Source organism: Ensifer adhaerens (genome assembly GCF_002007205.1).
Classification (GTDB): Bacteria; Pseudomonadota; Alphaproteobacteria; order Rhizobiales; family Rhizobiaceae; genus Ensifer; species Ensifer adhaerens_D.
Genome location: NZ_LAZS01000014.1, coordinates 386,710 through 412,631 on the forward strand (window position 1 = coordinate 386,710; position 25,922 = coordinate 412,631).

At 62.3% G+C, this 25,922-nt stretch carries 26 protein-coding genes; 20 read left to right on the plus strand and 6 right to left on the minus strand.

Translation table 11 applies throughout. The features are described from left to right. Genes XB14_RS31965 through dnaQ form a run of 4 tightly spaced genes read left to right on the plus strand, consistent with a single transcriptional unit; the run spans position 1 to position 2,749 of the window. The gene (locus tag XB14_RS31965) at positions 1–600 is read left to right on the plus strand and encodes a Maf-like protein (protein ID WP_077968520.1); all 600 of its coding nucleotides are present in this window, start codon (positions 1–3) and stop codon (positions 598–600) included. Continuing rightward, the gene (locus XB14_RS31970) at positions 593–1,450 is read left to right on the plus strand and encodes a shikimate dehydrogenase (protein ID WP_077968521.1); all 858 of its coding nucleotides are present in this window, start codon (positions 593–595) and stop codon (positions 1,448–1,450) included. The genes XB14_RS31965 and XB14_RS31970 overlap by 8 nt, the downstream gene beginning before the upstream one ends. Then, complete coding sequence (coaE, locus tag XB14_RS31975) at positions 1,450–2,052, plus strand: dephospho-CoA kinase (RefSeq protein WP_077968522.1); 603 nt, start codon at positions 1,450–1,452, stop codon at positions 2,050–2,052. The genes XB14_RS31970 and coaE overlap by 1 nt, the downstream gene beginning before the upstream one ends. Continuing rightward, positions 2,045–2,749, plus strand: coding sequence for a DNA polymerase III subunit epsilon (gene dnaQ, locus XB14_RS31980; protein ID WP_077968523.1), 705 nt, complete (start codon positions 2,045–2,047; stop codon positions 2,747–2,749). The genes coaE and dnaQ overlap by 8 nt, the downstream gene beginning before the upstream one ends. Positions 2,750–2,811: 62 nt before the next feature. On the opposite strand, the gene secB is transcribed toward dnaQ, so the two are convergent. Together secB and XB14_RS31990 are read right to left on the minus strand one after the other, a co-directional pair. Next, the gene (gene secB / locus XB14_RS31985; RefSeq protein WP_060521526.1) at positions 2,812–3,309 is read right to left on the minus strand and encodes a protein-export chaperone SecB; all 498 of its coding nucleotides are present in this window, start codon (positions 3,307–3,309) and stop codon (positions 2,812–2,814) included. Positions 3,310–3,491: 182 nt separating this feature from the next. Beyond that, positions 3,492–3,989, minus strand: coding sequence for an FxsA family protein (locus XB14_RS31990; protein WP_077968524.1), 498 nt, complete (start codon positions 3,987–3,989; stop codon positions 3,492–3,494). Positions 3,990–4,119: 130 nt separating this feature from the next. On the opposite strand from XB14_RS31990, the gene XB14_RS31995 reads away from it, so the two are divergent. The 5 genes from XB14_RS31995 (at position 4,120) to gyrB (ending at position 9,450) form a co-directional block, all read left to right on the plus strand. Next, positions 4,120–4,824 carry a Tim44/TimA family putative adaptor protein gene (locus XB14_RS31995; protein WP_077968525.1) on the plus strand — a complete coding sequence of 235 codons (705 nt, stop codon included), beginning with the start codon at positions 4,120–4,122 and terminating at the stop codon, positions 4,822–4,824. Between the two features lie 15 nt (positions 4,825–4,839). Further along, positions 4,840–5,943 carry a murein transglycosylase A gene (locus XB14_RS32000; protein WP_077968526.1) on the plus strand — a complete coding sequence of 368 codons (1,104 nt, stop codon included), beginning with the start codon at positions 4,840–4,842 and terminating at the stop codon, positions 5,941–5,943. Beyond that, positions 5,936–6,505, plus strand: coding sequence for a Smr/MutS family protein (locus tag XB14_RS32005; protein ID WP_077968527.1), 570 nt, complete (start codon positions 5,936–5,938; stop codon positions 6,503–6,505). Before XB14_RS32000 ends, XB14_RS32005 begins: the two co-directional genes overlap by 8 nt. Further along, a complete protein-coding gene (locus XB14_RS32010) occupies positions 6,502–6,879 on the plus strand; it encodes a helix-turn-helix domain-containing protein (protein WP_077968548.1) in 378 nt (125 codons plus the stop codon). Before XB14_RS32005 ends, XB14_RS32010 begins: the two co-directional genes overlap by 4 nt. A 102-nt stretch (positions 6,880–6,981) precedes the next feature. Next, positions 6,982–9,450 carry a DNA topoisomerase (ATP-hydrolyzing) subunit B gene (gene gyrB / locus XB14_RS32015; RefSeq protein ID WP_419178653.1) on the plus strand — a complete coding sequence of 823 codons (2,469 nt, stop codon included), beginning with the start codon at positions 6,982–6,984 and terminating at the stop codon, positions 9,448–9,450. 78 nt (positions 9,451–9,528) lie between these two features. Here the strand turns inward: gyrB and XB14_RS32020 are convergent, their stop codons facing one another. Next, positions 9,529–10,125 carry a nitroreductase family protein gene (locus XB14_RS32020; RefSeq protein WP_077968558.1) on the minus strand — a complete coding sequence of 199 codons (597 nt, stop codon included), beginning with the start codon at positions 10,123–10,125 and terminating at the stop codon, positions 9,529–9,531. A gap of 256 nt (positions 10,126–10,381) precedes the next feature. On the opposite strand from XB14_RS32020, the gene gabD reads away from it, so the two are divergent. Together gabD and XB14_RS32030 are read left to right on the plus strand one after the other, a co-directional pair. Next, the gene (gene gabD / locus XB14_RS32025; RefSeq protein WP_077968560.1) at positions 10,382–11,836 is read left to right on the plus strand and encodes an NADP-dependent succinate-semialdehyde dehydrogenase; all 1,455 of its coding nucleotides are present in this window, start codon (positions 10,382–10,384) and stop codon (positions 11,834–11,836) included. Positions 11,837–12,079: 243 nt separating this feature from the next. Further along, the gene (locus tag XB14_RS32030) at positions 12,080–12,886 is read left to right on the plus strand and encodes an aldolase/citrate lyase family protein (RefSeq protein ID WP_077968562.1); all 807 of its coding nucleotides are present in this window, start codon (positions 12,080–12,082) and stop codon (positions 12,884–12,886) included. Here the strand turns inward: XB14_RS32030 and XB14_RS32035 are convergent. Both XB14_RS32035 and XB14_RS32040 read right to left on the minus strand, forming a co-directional pair. Further along, the gene (locus XB14_RS32035; protein ID WP_077968564.1) at positions 12,880–13,968 is read right to left on the minus strand and encodes a D-mannonate oxidoreductase; all 1,089 of its coding nucleotides are present in this window, start codon (positions 13,966–13,968) and stop codon (positions 12,880–12,882) included. The genes XB14_RS32030 and XB14_RS32035 overlap by 7 nt on opposite strands. A gap of 20 nt (positions 13,969–13,988) precedes the next feature. Beyond that, complete coding sequence (locus XB14_RS32040; protein ID WP_077968566.1) at positions 13,989–14,867, minus strand: GntR family transcriptional regulator; 879 nt, start codon at positions 14,865–14,867, stop codon at positions 13,989–13,991. A 222-nt stretch (positions 14,868–15,089) separates the two neighbouring features. Here XB14_RS32040 and XB14_RS32045 point away from each other — a divergent pair, with 222 nt between their 5' ends. The 9 genes from XB14_RS32045 (at position 15,090) to XB14_RS32085 (ending at position 25,608) form a co-directional block, all read left to right on the plus strand. Then, on the plus strand, positions 15,090–16,595 hold the full coding sequence (locus XB14_RS32045; RefSeq protein ID WP_077968569.1) for a UxaA family hydrolase: 1,506 nt from the start codon (positions 15,090–15,092) through the stop codon (positions 16,593–16,595). 39 nt (positions 16,596–16,634) lie between these two features. After that, positions 16,635–17,654: an aldo/keto reductase gene (locus XB14_RS32050; RefSeq protein WP_077968571.1), complete on the plus strand. Its 1,020-nt coding sequence runs from the start codon at positions 16,635–16,637 to the stop codon at positions 17,652–17,654. Positions 17,655–17,821: 167 nt separating this feature from the next. Beyond that, positions 17,822–18,811 (plus strand): ABC transporter substrate-binding protein, encoded by a 990-nt coding sequence (locus XB14_RS32055; RefSeq protein ID WP_077968572.1) that lies wholly within the window; start codon positions 17,822–17,824, stop codon positions 18,809–18,811. A 94-nt stretch (positions 18,812–18,905) separates the two neighbouring features. Further along, on the plus strand, positions 18,906–20,459 hold the full coding sequence (locus XB14_RS32060; RefSeq protein WP_077968574.1) for a sugar ABC transporter ATP-binding protein: 1,554 nt from the start codon (positions 18,906–18,908) through the stop codon (positions 20,457–20,459). An 88-nt stretch (positions 20,460–20,547) separates the two neighbouring features. Further along, positions 20,548–21,525, plus strand: coding sequence for an ABC transporter permease (locus XB14_RS32065; RefSeq protein ID WP_077968575.1), 978 nt, complete (start codon positions 20,548–20,550; stop codon positions 21,523–21,525). Between the two features lie 26 nt (positions 21,526–21,551). Beyond that, positions 21,552–22,574, plus strand: coding sequence for a zinc-binding alcohol dehydrogenase family protein (locus XB14_RS32070; protein WP_077968576.1), 1,023 nt, complete (start codon positions 21,552–21,554; stop codon positions 22,572–22,574). Positions 22,575–22,907: 333 nt separating this feature from the next. Then, on the plus strand, positions 22,908–24,182 hold the full coding sequence (gene phaZ / locus XB14_RS32075; RefSeq protein WP_077968577.1) for a polyhydroxyalkanoate depolymerase: 1,275 nt from the start codon (positions 22,908–22,910) through the stop codon (positions 24,180–24,182). A 146-nt stretch (positions 24,183–24,328) separates the two neighbouring features. Further along, positions 24,329–24,751, plus strand: a complete 423-nt coding sequence (locus tag XB14_RS32080; protein ID WP_077968578.1) for a DUF2852 domain-containing protein — start codon at positions 24,329–24,331, stop codon at positions 24,749–24,751. A gap of 104 nt (positions 24,752–24,855) precedes the next feature. Further along, the gene (locus tag XB14_RS32085; RefSeq protein ID WP_077968579.1) at positions 24,856–25,608 is read left to right on the plus strand and encodes a M48 family metallopeptidase; all 753 of its coding nucleotides are present in this window, start codon (positions 24,856–24,858) and stop codon (positions 25,606–25,608) included. Between the two features lie 28 nt (positions 25,609–25,636). On the opposite strand, the gene XB14_RS32090 is transcribed toward XB14_RS32085, so the two are convergent. Beyond that, positions 25,637–25,831: a YqaE/Pmp3 family membrane protein gene (locus tag XB14_RS32090; RefSeq protein ID WP_077968711.1), complete on the minus strand. Its 195-nt coding sequence runs from the start codon at positions 25,829–25,831 to the stop codon at positions 25,637–25,639. Positions 25,832–25,922 lie beyond the last annotated feature (91 nt).

Consider the following 25,922-nt stretch of genomic DNA (forward strand, 5'->3'; position numbering starts at 1 on the left):
ATGAATGCTTCGCTCGTCCTGGCCTCGGCAAGCCCGTTTCGCCGTGCGCTTCTGGAAAATGCCGGCCTCGCTTTTGAGGCGAAGGCAGCCAAAATTGATGAACGTGCGCTGGAAAAGCCGCTCGAAGACGCCGGTGCTGCACCTGAAACCGTGGCCCTGGCGCTGGCGGAAGCAAAGGCGCGCGATGTTGGCAGGCATTTCGCCGGCGCGCTGGTGATCGGCTCGGATCAGACCATGTCTTTGGACACAAGGGTCTATCACAAACCGAAGGATATGGCAGAGGCGGCTCAGCACCTTCTGTCGCTCTCAGGCCGAACCCACCGTTTAAACAGTGCGATTGTGCTCCTGCGTGGTGACGAGGTCGTCTGGCGGCATGTTTCTTCCGCCCACATGACCGTGCGACCGCTAACGACCGAGTTCGTCGCGCGCCACTTGCAGCGTGTAGGCGAAAAGGCTCTATCGAGCGTCGGGGCCTACCAGCTGGAAGGCGAGGGCATTCAACTCTTCGAAAAGATCGAGGGTGACTATTTCACCATCCTCGGCCTTCCGATGCTGCCGCTGCTGGCCAAACTTCGTGAACTGGGAACGATCGATGCGTGATTCACGTGAAACATTTGTTAACCACGCCTTTGTCACCGGCTATCCGATCAAGCATTCCCGTTCGCCGCTGATCCATGGCTATTGGCTGAAACAGCTCGGTCTGCCCGGCAGCTACCGCGCCCATGAGGTCAAGCCGGAAGACTTCGCCACCTTCATTTCCAGTCTCAAGGATGGCACCTCCGGCTTCCGCGGCGGCAATGTCACGATCCCTCACAAGGAAGCGGCCTGTCGCTTGGCCGATCGGCCGGACGACCTCAGCCAGGAACTCGGCGCTGCCAATACTCTGTGGGTTCAGGACGGAAAGGTGCACGCCACCAACACCGACGGCCGCGGCTTTGTTGCCAATCTCGACGAACGGACGGCCGGTTGGGACAGAACCTCGACCGCCGTCATTCTCGGCGCCGGCGGTGCCAGCCGCGCGATCATCCAGGCGGTTCGCGACCGCGGCATCAAGACGATCCATGTCGTCAATCGAACTGTCGAGCGCGCGAAGGAAGTCGCTGACCGGTTCGGCCCGGCGGTCGAAGCTCATCCGATGGGCGCGCTCAAGGAGGTGATGACCGGTGCAGGCCTGTTTATTAACACCACCTCGCTCGGCATGGACGGTAGCGAAGCACCGGCGATCGACTTCTCAGTCATGGCTTCCAGCGCCGTCGTTACGGACATTGTCTATGTTCCGCTGAAGACGCCGATCCTGGCGCAGGCAGAAGCGCAAGGTTTTGCGATCGTCGACGGCTTGGGCATGCTGCTGCATCAGGCGGTACCCGGCTTCGAGCTCTGGTTCGGCTGTCGGCCGACGGTGGATGCCGATCTTCGACAACGCATCATCGACGACATGGACGGGCACTGATGATTATCCTCGGACTCACCGGATCGATCGCCATGGGCAAGTCGACGACCGCCCAGATGTTTCGCGACTTCGGCGTGGCGGTGAACGACGCCGACGAGGTCGTGCATCAGCTCTATGGCGGCGAGGCGGTGGCGCCGGTCGAGGCGGCCTTTCCCGGAAGCACGAGAGATGGAAAGGTCGATCGCACGGAACTCTCGCGCCAGCTGATGCAGGCGCCGGAGCGATTGCGTGAACTTGAGGCGATCGTCCATCCGCTGGTGCGCGGCAAGGAGCAGGAGTTCCTCACGGAAAACCGTGCCGCCAACGCGCCGTTTGTGGTCCTCGACATTCCTCTCCTGTTTGAAACGGGCGCGGAAAAGCGGGTCGACCGCGTCGTCGTCGTGTCCTGTTCGGCCGAACTGCAGCGAGAGCGCGCGTTGAAACGCCCTGGGATGACCGAGGAAAAACTCGCGATGATCCTTGCGCGGCAGGTGCCGGACAGCGAAAAGCGTAAACGCGCCGACTTCATCATCGATACCAGCGACAGTTTCGACGTCACCCGGGCCCAAGTGAAGGCCGTCGTCGACGAACTCGCAGCCAGCAACGGAGACGCGGATGCGTGAGATCATCTTCGATACGGAAACGACGGGCCTCGACAATCGCGAGGACCGGGTGATCGAAATCGGCGGCGTCGAGCTTGAGAACCAGTTTCCGACCGGTCGCACGCTGCATATCTTCATCAATCCCGGCAGCCGCAAGGTTCATCCGGATGCGCTCGCCATCCACGGGATTACCGATGACTTCCTGAAGGACAAGCCCCCCTTTGCCGAGGTGGTCGAAGATATCCTCGGGTTCTTCGGCGATGCGCGTTGGGTCGCGCACAACGCCACCTTCGACATGGGTTTCATCAACGCCGAGTTCGCGCGTCTGGGCATGCCGCCGATCGCCATTGATCGGGTGACGGACACCTTGGCGCTCGCCCGCCGCAAAAACCCGATGGGGCCGAACTCGCTCGATGCGCTTTGCCGTCGCTACGGCATCGACAATTCGCACCGTGCCAAGCACGGGGCGCTTCTCGACTCCGAACTGCTGGCGGAAGTCTACATCGAGATGATCGGCGGCCGTCAGGCGGCGCTCGGCCTTGTGCACGGCAAATCGACCGACCAGGCAATCGAACTCGACGACGCGCCAATCCTTATCGGCCAGCGGCCGCGCCCCTTGCCGAACCGGCTCTCGGAGGCGGATCTGGCTGCCCATGCGGCGTTGATCGCAAAGATCGGCGCCAAGGCGATCTGGGCAAAATACGAACCCCAGGAATAAGGCAGATACGAAAAAGCCCGGCGCATTGGCCGGGCTTTTCGTTTCAGCGATCTGAAATTCGATCAGTTTGCGGTTTCGTTCGAAACCTGTGCGCGGACCTTTTCTTCGGCCATGCGCTGGGCGAACATCTGCGCGAAATCGATCGGGTCGATCATCAGCGGCGGGAAGCCGCCATTGCGGGTCGCGTCGGCAACGATCTGACGGGCGAACGGGAACAGCAGGCGCGGGCACTCGATGAAGAGCAGCGGCAGCATGTGCTCCTGCGGGAAGCCGGCAACGCGGAATACGCCGCCATAGGCGAGCTCGACGTTGAAGAGAACGCGGTCGCCATCCTTTGCTTCTGCGTTCAGCGAGAGGACGACGTCGAAGTCGTTCTCTGCGAGCGGATTGGCATTGACGTTGACGTTGATATTGATCGACGGCGCCTTGTCACGGGCCTGCAGCGAACGCGGCGCGCCCGGGTTTTCGAAGGAGAGGTCCTTGATATACTGGGCGAGGATGTTCAGCGTCGGGCTCTGCTGCGCGCTGCCGTTGCCGTTGGATGCGGTATCAGTCGTCATAAGGGTTCCTCGACAAAAATAGGTGAGGCCATCTAGCATTTCGGCCTAGGGCTTACAACCCTGCGGGCCCGGCGCTTTCCAGCCGGCGCGCGGGCTTCCGCTCCAGCGCGGACAGCGGCAAGCATGCTCCGGAATGTGGGCGAGAGAGTGCCGTTCGCGCATTCTCCCATCGATGCATCGAGTTAAGGCCGGCGGCGGTCGCCGACCTGCGGCGGATCCTCGTCGTCGGTCCGCGAGAATTCGCCCTCTTCGAGATCGATGACCCGCGGCGAGGGACGCGGTTCGCGCGACTGTGTCCAGCCCGCACCGGATGCCGCGGTCACGATTGTCATTCTCTTGCGCAGGAAACCGGCAACTGCATTGCGCACAAAAGGCAGAAACAGCAGGAGGCCGATGACATCGCTGACGAAGCCCGGCACCACGAGCAGGATGGCCGCGACAAACAGCAATGCGCCGCCAAGCACCTCCCGGCCCGGGTCGCTGCCGTTGCGGGTGGCGTCCTGCATCCGGCGAATGACGGTAAATCCCTGGACTCTCAGCAGGATAACGCCGACAACTGCGCTTAGCAGTACCAGCAGCAGCGTCATCAGGAGGCCGATCTCTCGACCGACGACGACGAAACCGGCGATCTCGGCGAGCGGAAGCCCAAGAATGGCAAGGGGGATAAGAAATGAACGCATTGATGCTGCCCGAAAATGAAGCTTGGTGTCACATCCCCGTCTAAGGGTGCGACATCGCCATTTGAATGATCTATTCTTGCGGACTATATGGAATAACCACGAGAAATTCTAACAGCGGTTCCGGGTGGAAATGGGCTCTTTCGACTTCATCACGTTTTTTTTCCTGATCGCCGCGGTGGTCATCTTCCTGCAACTGCGCAGCGTCTTGGGCCGCCGGACCGGGAACGAGCGGCCGCCGTTCGATCCCTATTCGCCGCGCGACATGAGCCAGGGGCCGGATAACGGCGACAAGGGCAAGGTCGTGCAGTTGCCGCGCCGCGAGACTGCGGACGAAGAGGCGAACCGTTACGAAACGATCGATGCCTTCGCCAAGACTGGAACGACGCTGAACACCCAGCTGCGGGCGCTGAGCGATGCGGATCAGGGTTTCGATCCCAAGGAATTCGTCAACGGCGCCAAGATGGCCTACGAGATGATCGTCATGGCCTTTGCGGACGGCGACCGCAAGACGCTGAAGAATCTGCTGTCCCGCGAGGTCTACGAAGGCTTCGACGCGGCGATCACCGATCGCGAGCGCAAGGGTGAAGTGGTGAAGTCCACCTTCGTCGGTATCGACAAGGCCGACATCATTCACGCCGAAGTGAAGGACAGCGAAGAAAACATCACCGTCCGCATCGTCAGCCAGCTGATTTCCGCGACCTATGACAAGCAGGGCGGTCTGATCGACGGCGACGCTGAGTCGGTTGCGGAGGTCAACGATCTCTGGACTTTCGCGCGCGACATTCGTTCGCGGGATCCGAACTGGAAGCTGATCGCCACCGAATCCGAAAACTGAGCGGACGCGGTACCGATGTCCTATCGACTTGAGCCAGCCCGTTTCTCCGAGCTTCCGGGCTGGCAGAATGATGATCCGACCGCGGTGATCGAGGCGATGCGCCGCTGTCATCAGCATGTCTCGACGGTCAAACCCTATCGCACGGGTTCTCTCGGGATTTCGGTCGACGATCTTTCGCCGGCCTTTTCCGCCTCTGAGCAGCAAGGCGGTAGCGGCGAGAACGCAAGGGCGTTCTTCGAAGAACATTTCGTCCCCTTCCGGATCGTCACTGAAACGGGCTCCGGTTTTGTCACCGCCTTCTATGAGCCTGAGATCGATGTTCGCGCCGAAGCGGACGCGATCTACCGTTACCCGCTGTACCGCCGTCCGGATGAGCTGGTGGATATCACCGATGCAAATCGGCCCGATGGCATGGATCCCTATTTCGCCTTCGGACTTTCCGAGGGTGGTCGGGTCCGTGAGTATCCGGACAGGCAAGCGATCGAGCAGGGCTATCTTGCCGGCCGTGGCCTGGAGATCGCCTATGCGAAGTCCAAGGTCGAGGTCTTCTTCGTTCATGTGCAAGGTGCGGCCCGGCTCCGGTTTCCGGACGGCGCCCGTCGGCGCGTCACCTATGCCGCCAAGACCGGGCACTATTTCTCAGCCGTCGGCAAATTGCTGATCGAGCGTGGCAAGATCGACGCCGCCACCGTCTCGATGATGAGCATTCGCGACTGGCTGGAAGCGCATCCCGATGAGGTCGATGAGGTTCTCTGGCACAACCGGTCGTTTATCTTCTTCCGCGAGGCAGACGTCGAGGACGAGCGGCTGGGGCCGATTGCCGCCGCCAAGGTCTCGCTAGAACCGGACCGGTCGTTGGCGGTGGATCGTCTGATCCACACCTTCGGCGTTCCCTTTTTTATCGCGAGCGAGAGCCTGACGCGCCTCGATGATGGAAAGCCCTTCCAGCGCCTGATGCTGGCGCTCGATACGGGCTCGGCAATCGTCGGCCCGGCGCGCGGCGATATCTTCACCGGGTCCGGTTTCGAGGCCGGCGAAAGGGCCGGAGCGGTTCGCAACGCGGCCGACTTCTACGTCTTCGTTCCCAAGGCGGCCGCGGCCCGTTACGGCCATGGCTAAGGACAAGAAGCTCTCGGCCGAGGATCGCATTCTCTGGGGCAAGGTTGCCCGTTCGGCGAGACCGATGCCGGGTCGGCTCGCCGACCTGATGGACATTCTGGCTGAGGACGATCAGCCAAAGCCTCCGGAAGAGGCGAAGGGCAAGCAGCAGCGGCAACAACCGTCAACGGCCCCCGAGCAGCCCGGCATAGCGCTGACGAAGAAGCCCGGCGAAAAAGTGCATCATCCATTGGAACGCCCGGTCAAGCGCAAGCTGGCCAAGGGGCATCTGGTGCTCGAGGGGAGGATCGACCTTCACGGCATGATCCAGAGCGAAGCGCACGGTCTTCTTCTGCAGTTTCTGTTGAGGGCGCACGAGCGGGGGCTGCGGCATGTGCTCGTCATTACCGGCAAGGGCACCTCGTTCGGCAGCGACGGCGCGTTGAAGCGAGCCGTGCCGCTCTGGTTCTCGCTTCCCGAATTCCGGCCGCTGATCTCGTCCTATGAGCCCGCCGCTCGTAATCATGGCGGCGACGGCGCACTCTATGTTCGCCTGGCACGGGTGAGAGGTAGCGCGCTATGACGCCTTTTGGCCAGGCTCTGCGCGAACTCAGGCGCCGCAAGGGCGTGTCGCAGAAGGAGATGGCAAAGGCGATCGGCGTTTCTGCCGCCTATCTGTCCGCGCTCGAGCACGGAAAGCGCGGCGCGCCGAGCTTCGATTTCCTCCAGCGCGTCACCGGTTACTTCAACGTCATCTGGGACGAGGCGGAGGATCTGTTCCGCATTGCCAACGTCTCCTCGCCAAAAACGGTGCTCGACACGTCGGGTCTGACGCCGGAGCACACGGCGTTTGCAAACCGATTGAGCGAACAAATTCGCGCTTTGTCTCCGGAGACGATCCGCAAGCTGCAAGATGTTTTGGAAAAAGCCACATTTCCTGATAATGACAGGGGATGAACGCTTGTTTCCGGCCGCCGCCCGGCGGACCGGGATTTGGAACCCTGGACAAATTTTCTATAGTCCACGAGGCGTCCGAGACGTGATTCGCAACGAATCACCATGTCCGAAGAACCTGGAAAGACCCGTAGCCGAATGACCGACAATCCTGAGACCGAAACCGGCGCCAGCGCCGAATATGGTGCCGACTCCATCAAGGTGCTGAAGGGCCTGGATGCCGTGCGCAAGCGGCCGGGCATGTATATCGGCGACACCGACGACGGTTCCGGCCTGCACCACATGGTGTACGAGGTCGTGGACAACGCGATCGACGAGGCGCTTGCCGGCCACGCCGACATCGTCACGGTGACGCTCAATCCCGACGGGTCCGTAACCGTGACCGACAACGGTCGCGGCATCCCGACAGACATCCACAAGGAAGAGGGCGTCTCGGCGGCCGAGGTCATCATGACCCAGCTGCACGCCGGCGGTAAGTTCGACCAAAACTCCTACAAGGTTTCGGGCGGCCTCCACGGAGTTGGCGTGTCGGTGGTCAATGCGCTTTCGGTTTCGCTCAAGCTGAAGATCCGGCGCGCAGGGAAGATCCACGAGATGAGCTTCACCCACGGTGTCGCTGACGGCTCTCTCGCCGTTACCGGCGACGCCGGCGATGCGACCGGGACCGAGGTGACGTTCCTGCCGAGCAGCGAGACCTTCACCAAGACCGAGTTCGACTACAACACGCTCGAGCACCGCTTGCGCGAACTCGCGTTCCTGAACTCAGGCGTTCATATCATCCTCACCGACAAGCGCCATTCGGACATCCGCCAGGACGAGATGATGTACGAGGGCGGTCTTGAGGCCTACGTCGCCTATCTCGACCGCGCGAAGAAGCCGCTGGTGCACAAGCCGGTATCGATCCGCGGCGAGAAGGACGGCATCACCGTCGAAGTGGCGATGTGGTGGAACGACAGCTATCACGAAAACGTGCTCTGCTTCACGAACAACATCCCGCAGCGCGACGGCGGCACGCATATGGCGGGCTTCCGCGGCGCGCTGACCCGGCAGGTCACGTCCTATGCCGATACGTCCGGCATCACGAAAAGAGAAAAGGTCACGCTCCAGGGTGAAGACTGCCGCGAAGGCCTGACGGCCGTGCTCTCGGTCAAGGTTCCCGATCCGAAGTTCTCGTCGCAGACCAAGGACAAGCTGGTGTCGTCGGAAGTGCGACCGGTGGTCGAAAGCCTCGTTAACGAGGCGCTCAGCACGTGGTTCGAGGAGCATCCGACCGAAGCGAAGATCCTGGTTGGCAAGGTTGTCGAAGCGGCTGCTGCCCGCGAAGCCGCCCGCAAGGCGCGCGAACTGACCCGCCGCAAGGGCGCGCTCGACATTTCCTCGCTGCCCGGCAAGCTGGCGGACTGCTCTGAACGTGACCCGGCCAAATCCGAAGTCTTCCTGGTGGAAGGTGACTCGGCGGGTGGTTCGGCCAAGCAGGGCCGGTCGCGCGAAAACCAGGCGATCCTGCCGCTACGCGGCAAGATCCTCAACGTCGAGCGTGCGCGCTTCGACAAGATGCTGTCGAGCCAGGAAATCGGTACGCTGATCACCGCGCTCGGCACGTCGATCGGCAAGGACGAGTTCAACGCCGACAAGCTGCGCTACCACAAGATCATCATCATGACGGACGCCGATGTCGACGGCGCCCATATCCGCACCCTGCTGCTCACCTTCTTCTTCCGCCAGATGCCGGAACTGATCGAGCGCGGCCATATCTATATCGCCCAGCCGCCGCTCTATAAGGTAACGCGCGGTAAGTCGGCGCAATATCTCAAGAACGAGCAGGCGCTCGAAGATTACCTGATCACGATGGGTCTCGAGGAAGCGACGCTGCAGCTCGAATCGGGCGAAGTCCGCGCCGGCCAGGACCTGCGTGAGGTGATCACCGACGCGCTGCGCTTGCGTAACCTCATGAACGGGCTTCACTCGCGCTACAACCGGGCGATCGTCGAGCAGGCGGCCATCGCCGGCGCGCTGAACGTCGAGCTCAACGGGCAGCGCGACGAGTACGAAAAGACCGCCGCCGAAATTGCCCGTCGTCTCGACGTGATCGCCGAGGAAACCGAGCGCGGCTGGACTGGTACTGTTACCACCGAAGGCGGGCTGCGGTTCGAACGCATGGTTCGCGGCGTCAAGGAAGTTGCAGTACTCGACATGGCGCTGATCGGTTCGTCCGATGCCCGCTACATCGACCAACTGGCGTCAAAGCTGAAAGAGATCTACTCGGCACCGCCGGTATTGCGTCGCCGTGACGGCGCGCAGGAGGTCAGCGGCCCGCGTGCGCTTCTCGACGCGATCTTCGCCGCCGGCCGCAAGGGCCTGTCGATGCAGCGCTACAAGGGTCTGGGCGAAATGAACGCCGAACAGCTCTGGGAAACGACGCTCGATCCGAACGTCCGCTCGCTGCTGCAGGTCCGGGTTACCGACGCCACCGATGCCGACGGCCTGTTCTCGCGTCTGATGGGTGACGAGGTCGAGCCGCGTCGCGATTTCATTCAGGAAAATGCGCTGAGCGTCGCCAACCTCGACATCTGATCGAGGCTTTGCAGAGAAAAGAAAAATCCCGGCCCTGAGCCGGGATTTTTGTTGGGAGCCGGGATTTTTATTGGTGCTTCATTCGCCCTTGAACTGGCCCTCGAAGGCGAATTCGCTGACCGGTTTGCGCTGGCTCGGGATTTCGCGTGCGCGCAGATCGTCCGGCAGCGTCGCGGGATCGGCGAGCCGGCCGATCGCAATGGCGGCCTCGACCCGATGGTGTTCGGGAACGTTCAGGGCATGCATCGCCTTGTCGCGATCGATGCCCGCCATGCCATGGGTGTGCCAACCGGCAAGTGAAGCCTGCAGGGCAAGGCTATACCAGGCAGCGCCCGTGTCGAAGGCGTGGGTATAGGCGTGCCGCATCTCGCCGTTTTGCGCCTGGTTATGCGTCCTTGAAATCACGATCAGAAGTGCTGCGGCATTCTTCGCCCAGCGCTGATTTCCCTCGTCGAGCGTATCGAGCAGCACCGGAAAATGTTCCGTGCCGCGACGGGCATAGACGAACCGCCAGGGCTGGCGATTGCTGGCGGAGGGCGCCCAGCGGGCGGCTTCGAGGAAGGAAAGCAGCGTCTTTTCCTCGATCTCCTCATCGGTGAAGGCGCGAGGCGACCAGCGCTCGATGAACATGGCATCAATGGGATGGTCGGCTTTTCTGTTGTCGGTCGCCGTCATGCACAGGCCTCTTCTAATGGTATCGCAAAATCTCCGGAATCCTTTGGGCCGGATCGGCGGCCGCCGCATGCCCATGGTCCGATTCGTTTCGAACGCTACATGAGGACCGATGTCGATGAAACGGGGTGGGGCCACGGAAACGTGAGCGCCTCTGCCGAGGCCAGACAAACGAAAGTTCAGAAACGGCCGCTTGGGTCATTGCTGTTTCCAAGAAAAAAGTTGTATAAGTTCTGTAGATTTCGAGAGAGGACGGATCATGTCGTTTAAAGACCCATCACTGTTTCGCCAGGCAGCCCTCGTCGGAGGCGAGTGGATCGAGGCGGACGCGGCAAACGCGATCGAGGTGAACAACCCTGCGACGGGTGAGATCATCGGCCGGGTGCCGAAGCTTGGCGCCAAGGAAACCAAGGCCGCGATCGAGGCAGCGCGCGTCGCCCAGAAGGGCTGGGCAGCGCGCACGGCCAAGGACCGCGCCGGTGTGCTTCGCAAGTGGTTCGAGCTGATGATCGAGAACAAGGAGGATCTCGGCCGCATCCTGACGCTGGAGCAAGGCAAGCCGCTGGCCGAAGCGACCGGCGAAATCGTCTATGGTGCGAGCTTCGTCGAGTGGTTCGCCGAAGAGGCGCGCCGCATCTACGGCGACCTGATCCCCGGCCATCAGCCCGACAAGCGCATCCTTGTGATGAAGCAGCCGATCGGCGTCGTCGCGGCGATCACGCCCTGGAACTTCCCGAATGCGATGATCACCCGCAAGGCCGGCCCGGCCTTCGCGGCCGGCTGCGCCATGGTTCTGAAGCCGGCGGCCCAGACGCCGTTCTCGGCAATCGCCATCGCCATTCTGGCCGAACGCGCCGGCCTGCCGAAGGGTCTCTTCAGCGTCATCACCGGTTCCGCCCGCGAGATCGGTGCCGAGATGACCTCGAACCCCGTCGTGCGCAAGCTCACCTTCACCGGCTCGACCGAGGTGGGTGCCGAGCTCTATCGCCAGAGCGCTGCCACCATCAAGAAGCTCGGGCTGGAGCTGGGCGGCAATGCGCCGTTCATCGTCTTCGACGATGCCGACCTCGATGCCGCGGTCGAAGGCGCGTTGATCGCCAAGTTCCGCAACAATGGCCAGACCTGTGTCTGCGCCAACCGCATCTATGTGCAGGACAAGGTCTATGACGCCTTCTCCGACAAGCTCGCCAAGGCGGTCGCCAAGCTGAAGATCGGCAATGGCCTCGACGAAGGCGTCATCCTCGGGCCGCTGATCGACAAGGCGGCGCTGGAGAAGGTGGAAGAGCATATCGCCGATGCGACGTCGAAGGGCGCGCGTGTCATCCAGGGCGGCAAGCGGCATACGCTCGGCGGCACCTTCTACGAGGCGACGGTTCTCGCCGATGTTACCCAGGCGATGGCGGTCGCGCGCGAAGAAACCTTCGGGCCGGTGGCGCCGCTCTTCCGCTTCACCGACGAGGCGGACGTGGTCGAGCAGGCAAACGACACCGAATTCGGCCTTGCCTCCTATTTCTACGCCAAGGACCTCGCCCGGGTGTTCCGTGTCGCCGAAGCGCTGGAATACGGCATGGTCGGCGTCAATACCGGCCTGATCTCCACGGCGGAAGCACCGTTCGGCGGCGTCAAGCTTTCCGGTCTCGGCCGCGAGGGCTCTCGCTACGGCATCGAGGAGTTCACCGAGATCAAATATGTCTGCCTTGGCGGCGTTGCCTGAAACAGGCGGAATTCCAGACTAGACCAAACCGGCCATTGCTTTGGCCGGTTTTCTTTTGCCGGCAAGTCGGTAGTCTTCGCGGTCGAATCTATTGATGGCGTGAGGTTTGCCCCCCGCGATCCATTTCCCCGCATGTGGGAGAGGGAATTTTCGGTCGGCGCGGCATCGTCCTTCTCCCCATTTTGCGGGGAGAAGGTTCCGGCAGGCGGATGAGGGGCGAGACCGTGGTTAAGGAGAATAGGCATGCCGGCACCGAAGAATCCCTTTAAAGCGGCTATCCGCGAAAACCGCTTCCAGCTTGGGCTCTGGGTGGCGCTTGCCAGTCCCTATGCGGCCGAAGTGGTGTCCGGCAGCGGCTATGACTGGCTGCTGATCGACGGCGAACACGCGCCGAACGACATTCCTTTGCTGTCGGCGCAGTTTCGCGCCGTCTCGGCATCGGCCAGCCACCCGATGGTTCGGCTGCCAGTCGGCGATACCGTGCTGATCAAGCAGATCCTCGATACCGGCGTGCAGACCCTCTTGATCCCGATGGTCGAGAGCCTGGCGCAGGCGCAGCAGCTGGTGCGCGCCACCCGCTATCCGCCGCATGGTATTCGCGGCGTCGGCGCCGCCCTCGGTAGGGCTTCTCAGTTCGGCCGTATCGGCGATTATCTGCAGACCGCCGGCGACGAAATCTGCCTGATCCTGCAGATCGAAAGCCGGGCGGGTCTCGCCGCGATCGATGAGATTGCAGCACTCGATGGCGTCGACGGCCTGTTCATCGGCCCCTCCGATCTCGCGGCCGACATGGGCTATCTCGGAAAGCCGGGCCACCCGGAGGTGCGTGCGGCGATCGCCGACGCATTCGAGCGCATCAAGAAAGCCGGCAAGGCGCGCGGCATCATGACGCTCGATCTCGAGCAGGCGCGCGACTATCGCGAGATGGGCTCTGATTTCATGGCGATTGGCACGGATGTTACCTCGCTCGTGCGTGCGACGACGGCGCTGAGGCAGGAATTTCTCGGCGAGACTGCTGCGGCTCCGAAAAAACAGGAATCCGGCTACTGATCGCAGATCGCCGTGAGCTCGGGCATCGCCACGTTCGGGCTCCAGCGCCGGAAATCGCCGATGCGACGCTCGATTTTTTCGCGGTGGTGGTTGGCGATATCGCCTAGGCGGTGGTCGAGGAATGGGTTTCTGAAGCGCTCCAGCGTCGCGGCCACATAGTCTACCGCTTCAGTTTCCAGGCCTTTCGCAGCGAAGGCCGGGATCACCTCCGACCGATAGATGCGGTCGAGGCGCGCTGAGAGGTCGGCATCGGCCAGGATTTCCCGAACGGTCTCGTTCGCATCGCGGCCCGCCTTGAGCCAGAGTTCGGCCAGCACCGTGTGACCGAGATTGAGGATGTGAAGCTTTAGTTTCTCGTAAGGCGCCAGCTCATCAACCAGTTTCACGCAGGGATGGATGCACGGCAGCCGCAAGCCGGGCTGATTTTCGATCGCCCAGAGCGCATAGGGTTCGGCAATCGCACCGGCAGGTTCCAGCGGCTCGGAGACGATGCGGTCGACGAGCGTGTTTGCCCAGACGACACTCTTGTTCAGCCAGTCGGCAAAGGCGCTGTCTTTTACCCGTTCTGCCGCGAGCCCCAGCATCACCGCCTTCAGCACATCGCCATTGCGCGACACAAGCTCGCAGGGAAGGATCGTCAGGGGACGCCCGCCGGCGTCGAAGCGTGCCTGCAGCAGCAGGAGCAGCTTGCCCGGAAAAGAACGGGGAATGTCCGTTATCCGATCGTCGTTGCCGACTTGGTAGCCCGTGTCACCGGTGTTGGAGATCAGGACCTCGGCCTCCTCGGCAACAATCTCACGGACGGCGCTCCAGCTTTCGGCGGTCAAAAGTGCCCGCGCCACGCTGGTCACCCGCTGGATTGTGTCGATCCGCTCTCCGCCTTGGATGCCCCGGACGATAACGGGAAAGCCATCGGGGCGGGCAAGCGCCGCCAGGCGTCCGGACCGTTCGCTCGACCCTGTCGTTTGCACGATCGTGATCGGTCCTAAAGCCTCTCCTTTTGTCAGCGCCTCACTGACGAAGAGATCGGCATGCGCCTGCAGAAAGCGGCTCGTTCCGAATTGCACGATCGGCGTCGGCATGTATTGGCTCCGATAGCTGGCTATGGAATGGATTGAAGTAAAGTTTCGCGCGCGGACTGGAGATGTCGCCGGCATGCCTGTTCGGCCTTTCCCGGGTCGTGAGAGCGCAGCGCCTCGATATAGGCGAGATGCTCCTCCAGCGCGCGGGCGTTACGCTCACGGGCATTCGTCTTGTTCCACTGGTAGTGATAGTGGAAGACGATCGCGATGATGTCGTAGAAATCGACGATGAAGCGGTTGCTGGACGCCTTGTGCACCAGCAGGTGGAACTTCTCGTCGAGTTCGGAGAATTCCCGGTAGCGGCTGTCGATATCAGCCAGAATCTCCCGGTGCAGCGCTTCGATTTGGGTCAACTCGGCCCAGGCCGAGTGGTCGTCGGGCAGCGACACGAAGCGCGCGGCCGAGCGCAGCTCGAACATCTCGCGCACTTCCGTCAGCTCGAGAGCGAATTCCCGGGTGAAGCCTTTGAGGATCCAGTGGCTGTTCGGCCGCTTCTCGATCAGGCCGAAGCGGCTGAAGCGGATGAGAAACTCGCGCACGCTGGTGGTGCCGGTGCCGATCTCGCGGGCAAGTTCCAGTTCGTTGATCTGCATGCCCGGTTCGGCGCCGCCGGCGAGAATCCGGCGCATGAAGCTGCGCTCGATGATCTCGGCGAGCGAATCCGTCTCTTCCGTCGGAAAATAATCGTCGGGCCGGGGCTGGCGCAGCACGCTCTTCTTGCGTTTGTCCCAGGCGATCAGCTGCAGCTCCTCGAAGCGGCTGAGGATTGCCCGCACCGTCGTTCGGCTGACGCCGAGCATCTGGCCGAGCTCCGGCTCGGAGGGCAGCGAAGATGTGTCCGCCAGCAGTTTCAGGCAGCGGTTATAGGCATCCTTGAAGACGGTGTTCTGTTTTGCCATGGGCGACGTCCGGCCGATCGAGAAATCTGTGCGTTTATCAGCGACGCTCCTCTATCGCGGCGATCCGGTTTTGTCTGCGTCTGTCGTCGACATCTGTTCCTCCCGTTTGCCCGGTCGTCAGCTCGGCGGTCTCACCGACGCTTTCCGCTATAATACCCATTGACGGAAATCTGTCTATTGTAGATAAAAGACAGATGCCCGTAACGAACAAGGAGAAGATCGGTGTCTGCGCCGTCCACCATCCTGCTTTCACCGGAGGACAACGTCGTCGTGGCGACCCTGGCGATCGCCGCCGGTGAGGCTTTGCCAAATGGCGCCCGCGCGGCGGCGAAGGTGGATGCGGGACACAAGATCGCGATCCGCGCGATCCACGCCGGCGAACCGGTGGTCAAATACGCCCAGGCAATCGGCCGCGCGACCGTGGATATCGCGCCGGGCGACCACGTGCATTCCCATAATCTTGCTTTTGATCGGGACCGGCTCGCGATCGGCCCGCAAGGAACGCCGCAGGCGGCAAGCGCCGCTGACAGGGCGCGCACCTTCATGGGCTATCGCCGTGGCGACGGGCGTGCGGCGACGCGAAACTACATCGGCATCGTCGCCAGCGTGAATTGTTCCACCACCGTCTGTCGCGCCATTGCCGAGGAGGCGAACCGGCGCATCCTGCCGAAATACGAAGGCATCGATGGCTTCGTGCCGATCGTGCACGACCAGGGTTGTGGCATGTCGTCGACCGGCGACGGCATGGCCAGCCTGCACCGCACGCTCGCCGGCTACGCCCGCCACGTCAATTTCGGTGGCGTGCTGATGGTGGGGCTCGGCTGCGAGGTCAACCAGTTGACGCTTTACGGCCAGAGCGGCGCCGGCGCCGAGAAACGCCATTTCAACATTCAGGAGGCCGGCGGCTCGCGTCGCTCCGTGGAAAAGGCACTCGGCATTCTCGAGGAAATCGCGGCCGAGGTCGGAAGAGAGCGCCGTATCCCCATTCCGGTCAGCGAGATCATCGTTGGCCTGCAATGCGGAGGATCGGACGGGCTTTCGGGCATCACCGCCAATCCGGCGCTGGGTGCTGCCGTCGATATCCTTGCCGCGGTCGGCGGCACGGCGATCCTCTCGGAGACCTCGGAGATCTATGGTGCCGAGCACCTACTGCGCAGTCGGGCGGTCAATGAAGCGGTGGCGGTGAAGCTCGATGGCCTGATTTCCTGGTGGGAGGACTATGTGGCGCTGCATGGCGCCTCGCTCGACAACAATCCTTCGCCGGGCAACAAACGCGGTGGCCTGACGACCATTCTCGAAAAATCGCTCGGTGCCGTCGCCAAGGGTGGCCGCTCGCCACTGACTGCCGTCTATCGTTACGCCGAGCGCATCACCGAGCACGGGCTCGTCTTCATGGATACGCCCGGCTACGACCCGGTATCGGCCACTGGCCAGGTTGCCGGCGGCGCCAACGTGATTGCTTTTACCACCGGCCGCGGCAGCTGTTTCGGCTGTCGGCCCGCGCCGTCGATCAAGCTCACCAGCAACACGGCGCTGTTCAGGGCGATGGAAGAGGACATGGATATCGATTGCGGCGTGATTGCTTCGGGGGAGGCGACGATTGCCGGGCTCGGTCGCGAGATCTTCGACCTGATCGTCGAGACCGCCTCTGGCCGCAAGACCAAGAGCGAGATCTTTGGTTACGGCGATAATGAGTTCGTGCCCTGGCATCTGGGCGCAACGCTCTAAATACGCAACGACTGGCATCCTTGGAGGAGGAGACGGGGAATGCAGACGAGACGGATCGGTCGAACCGAGCTATCGGTAACCGAGTTTAGCTTTGGCGCCGCCGGCCTTGGCGGGCTCTATCGCGAGTGTACCCATGACGCGGCCATCGCGACGCTGGAGGCGGCCTGGCAGTCGGGCATGCGCTACTTCGACGTGGCCCCCTATTACGGCCTCGGCCTGGCCGAGCGTCGCGTCGGCGACTTCCTGCGCGAGAAACCGCGTGATCAGTTCGTGCTCTCCACCAAGGTCGGCCGTCTCCTGCATCCGGTGCCGGAAGACAGGGTGCCGGACTATTCCTATGTGAAGCCGCTCAATTTCGACGTCACCTACGACTATAGCTATGACGGCATCATGCGTTCCGTCGAGTTCAGCTACGCCCGGCTGGGGCTCAACCGCATCGATATCCTCTATGTGCACGATATCGGCGTCTACACACACGGTGCCGCGCGCAATGCAGCCTACCTGCGGCAATTGCTGGAGGGCGGTCTCAAGGCGCTGGAGGATCTGAAATCCTCTGGAACGATCGCCGCCTATGGTCTCGGCGTCAACGAAGTGCCGGTCTGTCTCGACGTCCTGCGTCGAGCCGATCTCGATTGCATCCTGCTGGCCGGTCGCTACACGCTGCTTGATCGATCCGCCGTCGCCGAGTTGTTGCCGCTTTGCGAGAAAAAGGGGACCTCTCTTGTCGTTGGCGGTGTCTTCAATTCGGGCATCCTGGCGACGGGACCGATCGAAGGCGCGCATTTCGACTACATGCCGGCAACGGAGGATATCCGGCAAAAGGTCGGCGCCATGGACGCGGTCGCCCGCGGCATGAACGTGCCGCTTGCCGCACCCGCCATGCAGTTTCCACTCGCCAGTCCGCAGGTCGCCTCGGTGCTGCTCGGCACGGCCAAGCCGCAGAGCCTGGTGCGTAATATGGCGCTCGTCGATCGACGGTTTTCCGCCGCCGACTTTGCCGCCTTCGAGCCGTTTACGCTTGTCGCGCCGGAGCTCGGCGACGAGCCGGTTCGGGTTTAACGGACGGCACTAAAGCGCCGTCTGAAATGCTGTTCCGGCAGCTTGCCAAGCCGGCATTGTCGTATTAGCATTCCAATATGTTTTTTATCGATAAAAGGTCGATAAGCTGGCACCTGCGATCGATCTCCAAGAAGTGGAACACGGTGCACTAAGAGGAGAAACCTGGGATGAGCATTCTGAAAAGCAGCCTTACCCGTCGCGCCTTCACAGCCTTGGCGAGTGCCGCGATGATTGCCGGCATGTCGCCGGTCGCGTCCTTCGCGCAGGACGTGACGATCCCGATCATCGTCAAGGATACGACGTCTTTCTACTGGCAGATCGTGCTGGCCGGCGCCCGCGCCGCGGGTAAGGATCTCGGCGTCAACGTGCCGGAACTCGGCGCCCAGGCCGAATCCGATATCAATGGCCAGATCAGCATTCTCGAAAACGCGGTCGCCGGCGCACCGGCTGCCGTCGTCATTTCGCCGACGGAGTTCAAGGCGCTCGGCAAGCCGATCGACGAGGCCGCCAAGGCCGTTCCGATCATCGGTATCGATTCCGCAGCCGACTCCAAGGCCTTCTCGTCGTTTCTGACGACCGACAACGTCCAGGGCGGGCGCATTGCTGCCGACGGGCTCGCCGCAGCGGTGAAGGAAATGACCGGCAAGGAAGAGGGCGAAATCGCCATCATCACCAACCTTCCAGGCGTCGGTTCGCTCGACCAGCGCCGCGAAGGCTTCCTCGATCAGATCAAGACCAAGTATCCGGGCTTCAAGGTCGTCGCTGATAAATATGCCGATGGTCAGGCGACCACCGGCCTCAACATGATGACCGACCTGATCACCGCCAACCCCAATCTGGTTGGCGTCTTCGCGTCCAACCTGATCATGGCGCAGGGCGTCGGCCAGGCGATCGCCGAAAACAAGCTCGGCGACAAGATCAAGGTGATCGGTTTCGACAGCGACGACAAGACGGTCGGCTTCCTCAAGGAAGGCGTTCTGGCGGCCCTCGTCGTTCAGGATCCCTATCGCATGGGTTATGATGGCATAAAGACGGCGCTCGCCGTCTCCAAGAAGGAGAAGGTTGAGGCGAATGTCGATACCGGTGCCAACCTGGTGACCAAGGCCAACATGGCGGACCCGAAGATCGACGCTCTCTTGAACCCGAAGATCAAGTGACGACGGCGCGGCGGGCCTTCGGCCTGCCGCACCGCGCTTGCGGCCGGAGCGAGGACCGGCCGCAAGCGATCTCTGCCATGGGAGGAATGCGCAGATGACCGAGTTGCAAGAGGCACGCGACATCAGGACCGAAGGGCTGCATGTGGCGACACGTCACCCGGTTCCGAAAGGCGAGCCTATCCTGGAGCTGCGCGCCCTGCAGAAGAAGTATGGCGCCGTCGAAGCCTTGAAGCCGGCGTCGCTGACCTTTCTTTCCGGTGAGATTCACGCGATCGTCGGCGAGAACGGTGCCGGCAAGTCGACGCTGATCAAGCTCTTGACCGGCGTCATCAAGCGCACGTCCGGCGAAGTCTTCTGGTGCGGCAAGCCGGTGCAGCTGGGCACGCCGCAGGAGGCGATCGAGCGCGGCATCAATGCCGTGCATCAGGAAGTGGTGCTCTGCGCCCATCTGACGGTGGCAGCCAACATGTTTCTCGGCGACGAGATCAACCGCAACGGCCTGATGCGCAAGCGCGCCATGACCGATGCGGCACAAAGCGTGCTGGATGATCTCGGCTTCAACCTGCCGGCCGGCGCCGTGCTCGGCAGCCTGACCATCGGCCAGCAGCAGCTTGTTGCCACGGCGCGCGCCGCCATGCGCGGCACACAGTTTCTGATCTTCGACGAGCCGACCGCCTATCTCACCCGCCAGGAATCGGCGCAGCTCTTCCGGCTGATCAGAAGGCTGCAGGCCGAAGGCGTGACCATCGTCTATATCAGCCATCGCATGGAGGAAGTCTTCGAGCTTGCCGACCGTGTCTCGGTGCTGCGCGACGGCACCCATGTGGGCACCCGCAGGATCGGGGAGACGAACGAGGCCGAGCTGATCGCCCTGATGATCAACCGCACCATCGAGCAGATCTACCACAAGGAGCATTTTCCGCCCGGCGAGGTTATCGTCGAGACGCGCAACTTGAGCGGTCCCGGCTTTCAGGATGTGTCTCTGACCGTGCGCGCCGGCGAGATCGTCGGCTTGTATGGGCTGATCGGAGCGGGGCGCAGCGAGTTCGCGCTCGGTCTCTACGGCCGGCACCGACCAACATCAGGCGAGGTCTATTGGCAGGGGCGCAAGGTGGAGATCGCCAGCGAGCGCATCGCCATGGATCTCGGCATCGCGCTGGCGCCGGAAAGCCGGCGTGACCAAGGCCTCTGCCTCAACCTGCCGATCGGCCTCAACATCAATCTGCCGGTTTTCAACCGGCTGTCGCGCGGCCTGACGATCAACGGCCAGCAGGAGCGGGAGAACGCCGACCGGCAGATCCGCGATCTGAAGATCAAGACGCCGTCGCGGCGCGTCCTGGTGTCCGCCATGTCGGGCGGCAACCAGCAGAAGATCGTCATCGGCAAGTGGTTGAGCCATGGCGCTAAGCTCTTCATTTTCGATGAACCGACCGTCGGCGTCGACGTGGGCACCAAGGCGGAAATCTACCGCCTGTTCGCGCGGCTTCTGGAGAAGGGGGCAGGCATCGTTCTGATCTCCTCCTACCTGCCCGAGGTCTACGAACTCGCCGACCGGCTGCATGTGTTCCGAGGCGGCCGGCTCGTTGCCAGCCATGACTATCGCGCCGCCAGCCATGAGGAAGTGCTGACGCAGGCGATCGGCGTTTGATCATAGAGAGCGGGATGAGGAAAAAGTGTGAGCGGTTGTCCGCCCGCATCCCGCTCCAGGAAATCCAAAGGATGCAGGGAGGAAGGCGATGAGTGCGGAAACGGTGGAAAGCGGCGCGAGCGCGGCACCACGCAAGGGCGTGAGTATTCTGTTCGGCCTCACCCTTCTTGGGCTGCTTCTGTTCCTCTGGTTGCTCCTGGGGCTTGCCACCAACAGCTTCTGGACGCCAAACAATATCAGCAACCTTTTGCGTCAGGGCGCGATGACGGCGATCCTCGCAGTCGGCCAGACCTTCGTCATCATTACCGCCGGCATCGATCTGTCGGTCGGCGCCGTAGTCGGCTTTACCAGCGTCATCGTCGCCTGGCTGTTGGCCGCCGGCGTGCCGCTCTGGATCGCCATCATCCTCACGCTCGCCTTCGGCGTGCTGATCGGCGCCTTCCATGCCTTCGGCATCGTGCGCATGGGGCTACCGCCCTTCATCATCACGCTGGCGACCCTCACGTCGTTGCGCGGCATCGGTCTCCTGATCACCAATGGCTCGACCATTTCGATCACCAATGAAGCCTTCACCAATTTTTCGCGGGCGGATTTCCTCGGCGTGCCCAGCCTGTTCTGGATGGTGATCGTGGTGGCGATTCCGGCCTATGTCTTCCTGCATCTGAGCCGTTTCGGCCGCTATCTCTTCGCCGTCGGCTCCAACAGTGAGGCCGCACGCCTTTCCGGCGTCAACGTCCACCGCACGATCTATCTCGCCTACATCCTGTCGTCGACCTGCGCCGCCTTCGTCGGCCTGCTGCTTGCCTCGCGCATCGGCATCGGCAATGCCACCCAGGCCGAAGGCTGGGAACTGCAGGCGATCGCCTCGTCGGTCATCGGCGGCACCAGCCTCTTCGGTGCCGTCGGCTCGGTGCACGGGCCGCTGCTCGGCGCCTTCATCCTCGCGACGATCAACAACGGCGCCAATCTGCTGAACGTGAACTCGTTCTGGCAGCGCATCATCACCGGCGCGCTGATCATCGTCATCGTCTATTTCGACCAATTGCGTCGCCGCAGCGCCCGCTAGACGCCGCCGTATTAGAGAGAATTGCCATGAAAGCCGTGCTCTGCCTCGAACCCGGCCGCCTGGAGGTCGTTGACCGCCCGCGGGCCGAAAACGTGCCTGACGGCTGGGTGCGCCTTGCCGTCAGCCATGTCGGCATCTGCGGCACCGACTACCATATCTTCGCCGGCAAACATCCGTTCCTCGAATATCCGAGGGTGATGGGTCACGAGATCTCGGCAACGGTGATTGCCGGCGGGCGAGGGACGACGATGGCGCCCGGAACGCCTGTTGTGGTCAATCCCTATCTCTCCTGCGGCAACTGTGTTGCCTGCCGGAAGGGCAAGCCCAACTGCTGCACTGCCATCGAGGTTCTCGGCGTTCATACCGATGGCGCGTTCTGCGAGGAGATCGTCGTGCCGGAGGGTAACCTTTATCCGGCGCAGGGCCTGTCGGCGGAGGCAGCCGCCACCGTCGAGTTCCTGGCAATCGGCGCCCACGCGGTACGCCGGGCATCGGCGGATGCCGGTTCGCGGGCGCTGGTCATCGGCGCAGGCCCGATCGGCCTCGGGACGGCGATCTTCTCGCGCATCGCCGGCCATGACGTGGTGCTCGCCGACACCAGCGCCGAGCGGCTGGACTTTGCCGCCCGCAAGCTCGGCTTTGCCAAGGGCATCGTCGTGGATGCTGATGCGGCGGCGCGCGTTGCCGCGGCGACGGACGGCGACGGCTTCGATGTCGTTTTCGACGCCACGGGGCATGGTGGCTCGATGCAGGCCGCCTTCGCCCATGTCGCCCATGGCGGCACGCTGGTCTTCGTCAGCGTCGTCAAGGACGAGATACGTTTCTCCGATCCGGAGTTCCACAAGCGTGAAATGACCCTGATCGGCAGCCGCAACGCGACCCGCCAGGATTTCGACCATGTCGTGACATCGATCGCGTCCGGCCTCGTGCCGGTCGAGGCGCTGATCACCCACCGCACCACGCTGGACGGCACGGTTGCCGATCTGCCGCGATGGGCGGAGGAAAAGACGGGTCTGGTGAAGGCAATCGTGAAGGTGGTCGCAGCTTGAGTGGTGCCGGCCTTGCTGCAGCGCCATAGACGTCACGCCCCGCATTTGGTCTTCGGAGCCGCGATTTCTTTTCTAAAATGGGCGTTATCGCCTCTCAACGCACGAAAATAGCGGAAAACCGCCAGTTTCAGACAAGCTCGTTTGCAAATCGTCAGGAATCCAGATTCATTCTGGCTCAAGGCCTTGTATCGAGGTGAGACGGGTATATTTGTTGCAGTGCACAAGAAACATGGTAGTCTGGCAACGATTGCGGACACCAAGACAAACAATCGCAAGCTTGCGTCCGACCGGGAGCGGCGTTGTCGTTGATTGAACCCAAGGGGTACGCTTCCCATGTTCTACCAGCTCTATGAACTGAACCACGCAATGATGGCGCCGTGGCGCACGGCTGCCGATGCCATGCGGCTCGCGTTCAGCAATCCGATGAACCCCGTCTCGCATACCTATTTCGGTCGCGCTGCTGCCGCCGGGCTTGAAGTGTTCGAGCGCTCCACCCGCCGCTATGGCAAGCCGGAGTTCGGACTTCCTGCAACCGAGGTCGATGGTACGTCCGTCTCCGTCTACGAGCGTATCGTCTGGCGCGCGCCCTTCTGCAATCTCATCCATTTCGAGCGCGCCCTGCCCAAGGAGCGTGCCGCCGATCCGAAGGTTCTGATCGTCGCGCCGATGTCCGGCCACTATGCGACGCTGTTGCGCGGCACCGTGGAAGCCCTGCTGCCGCATTCCGACATCTACATCACCGACTGGATCGACGCCCGCGTGGTGCCGCTCAGCGAAGGCACCTTCGACCTCGATGATTACATCGATTACGTCATCCAGATGCTGCATCACCTCGGCCCGAACACGCATGTGATCGGTGTCTGTCAGCCGGCAGTGCCGGTACTCGCCGCCGTTGCCCTGATGGAAGCGGCGGACGACCCGCTGTCGCCGGCGACGATGACGCTGATGGGCGGACCGATCGATACCCGCATCAATCCGACCGGCGTCAACCAGCTGGCCGAACAGCGGCCGATCGAATGGTTCCGCGACAACGTCATCATGCCGGTGCCGTGGCCACAGCCGGGCTTCATGCGCATGGTCTATCCAGGCTTTCTCCAGCTTTCAGGCTTCATGTCGATGAACCTCGACCGGCACCTGATCGCCCACAAGGAGTTCTTCGCCCATCTGGTGAAGAACGACGGCGACGCGGCCGAAAAGCACCGCGACTTCTACGACGAGTATCTGGCGGTCATGGACCTCACCGCCGAATTCTACCTGCAGACCGTGCAGGTGGTGTTCATGCAGCACGCGCTGCCGAAGGGCGAGATGATGCACCGCGGCAAGCGCGTCGATACGACCGCGATCAGGAAGGTGGCGCTGCTGACCGTCGAAGGCGAGAACGACGACATCTCCGGCGTCGGCCAGACCAAGGCGGCGCAGACGATCTGCACCAACATCCCGGATCACATGCGCATGCACTACATGCAGCCGGATGTCGGTCACTACGGCGTTTTCAACGGCTCGCGTTTCCGCCGCGAAATCGCCCCGCGCATCGTTGCTTTCCACCGCGAGCATTCGCGGCACGTGAAGCCGGTAAAGCAGCTGATCAAGGGCGGCAAATCGGCCTGATCTTGCGTTCGACGCCGTTTTGACCGCGTAGAGTCAAGGGTTTGTCCGATTCCGGAGGAGGGCGTCTTGCAGAGACAATGGCGCCTTCCCACATCGTTTTCATCGGGCCGCATGGGTGGCCCGGATGATTGCGAGGAATCCTGAAGATGAACCAATCTGCAATGATCCGTCCGGATTGGACGCCCGCGACCATCGCCCTGATGGTGCTTGGCTTCGTGGTCTTCTGGCCGCTCGGCCTGGCCATGCTCGCCTACATCCTGTTTGGCGAAAAGCTCAAGACGTTCAAGAAAGACGCAAACGATACGGTGGATGGCATGTGCTCTCACTTCAAGCGCAATGGTCGCCGTTCCAACTGGACGCATAACCGCACCGGCAACGTCGCCTTCGACGACTGGCGCGAAGCCGAACTCGTGCGCCTCGACGAGGAACGCCGCAAGCTCGACGAAATGCGCGAAGAGTTCGACACCTATGTGCGCGAGCTTCGCCGTGCCAAGGACCAGGAAGAGTTCGACCGCTTCATGCGCGACCGCAAGAACGGCGGCTCCGGTCCGATCGTCGAAGCCCAGTAATCTTACGAAAATGCCTCCGGCGTTTCACATGAAACGCCGGATTATCTTTTTCGCGCCTCGCGACGCTGTAGGCGAAAGCCCAGCGAATCGGTTAGAAAGCCTGCATGTTCCCTTCCTTCAAGCGGCGCATTCAACCAGCACCACCCGCCACCACGCGGCAGATCGATGTTGCCGGCAAATCCCTGCCGCTGACGATCAAGCAGAACGCGCGCGCAACGCGCATGACGCTGCGCATCGAGCCGGGCGGCCGGGCCTTGAAGATGACGATCCCCCAAGGTCTGCCGGAGCGCGAGGTCAGCGCCTTTCTCAGCCGCCATCAGGGCTGGCTGATGACCAAGCTTGCCCGCTTCTCCGGCGAAAGCCAGATCGAGGAGGGCGGCTCCATCCTTATCCGCGGCGTCGCCCATCGCATCGAGCGCACCGGCAAGATCCGAGGACTGACAGAAGCTGTCGTCATCGATGACGAACCAGTCCTGCGGGTCAGTGGCGGGGAAGAGCATTTGAACCGGCGTATCGTCGATTTCCTGAAGAAGGAAGCCCGTCAGGATCTCGACCGCCTCGTTGCGATCTACACCGGCCGGATCGGCCGGCGCGCAAAGTCGCTGTCGCTGAAGGACACGCGCAGCCGCTGGGGATCCTGCTCCGCCGACGGGGCGCTGAGCTTCTCATGGCGCATCGTCATGGCGCCGCCGAAGGTTATCGCCTATCTCGCCGCCCACGAGGTGGCGCATTTGCAGGAAATGAACCATGGCCCGGGTTTCTGGGCGCTCTGCGCAAGGCTGTGCCCGGATACGGAGGATGCCAAGCGCTGGCTCCGCCGCAACGGCACGATGCTTCACGCGATCGACTTCGATTGAACCAGGCGGAACCGGCGTTCAGGGCGCGTCATGCGCGGTAGCGCAGCGCTTCGCGGATCTTCTCGTCGGTCTTGTATTGGCTGAGCGCATAGACCGACCAGATTGCCGCCGGAACCCAGCCGATCAGCGTCAGTTGCAGGATCAGGCAGATGAGGCCGGCAAAGGGACGGCCAATGGTAAAAAACTGCAGCCAGGGCAGGATAAGCGCGAGCAACAGGCGCATCAGTCTCTCCGTTGTGGTAAAATGCATATGGTAAAAGCGTGCCTGCCGCGCAAGGGCGCCGCCCGTCGAATGACGGGTGCAGAGGGCGCTG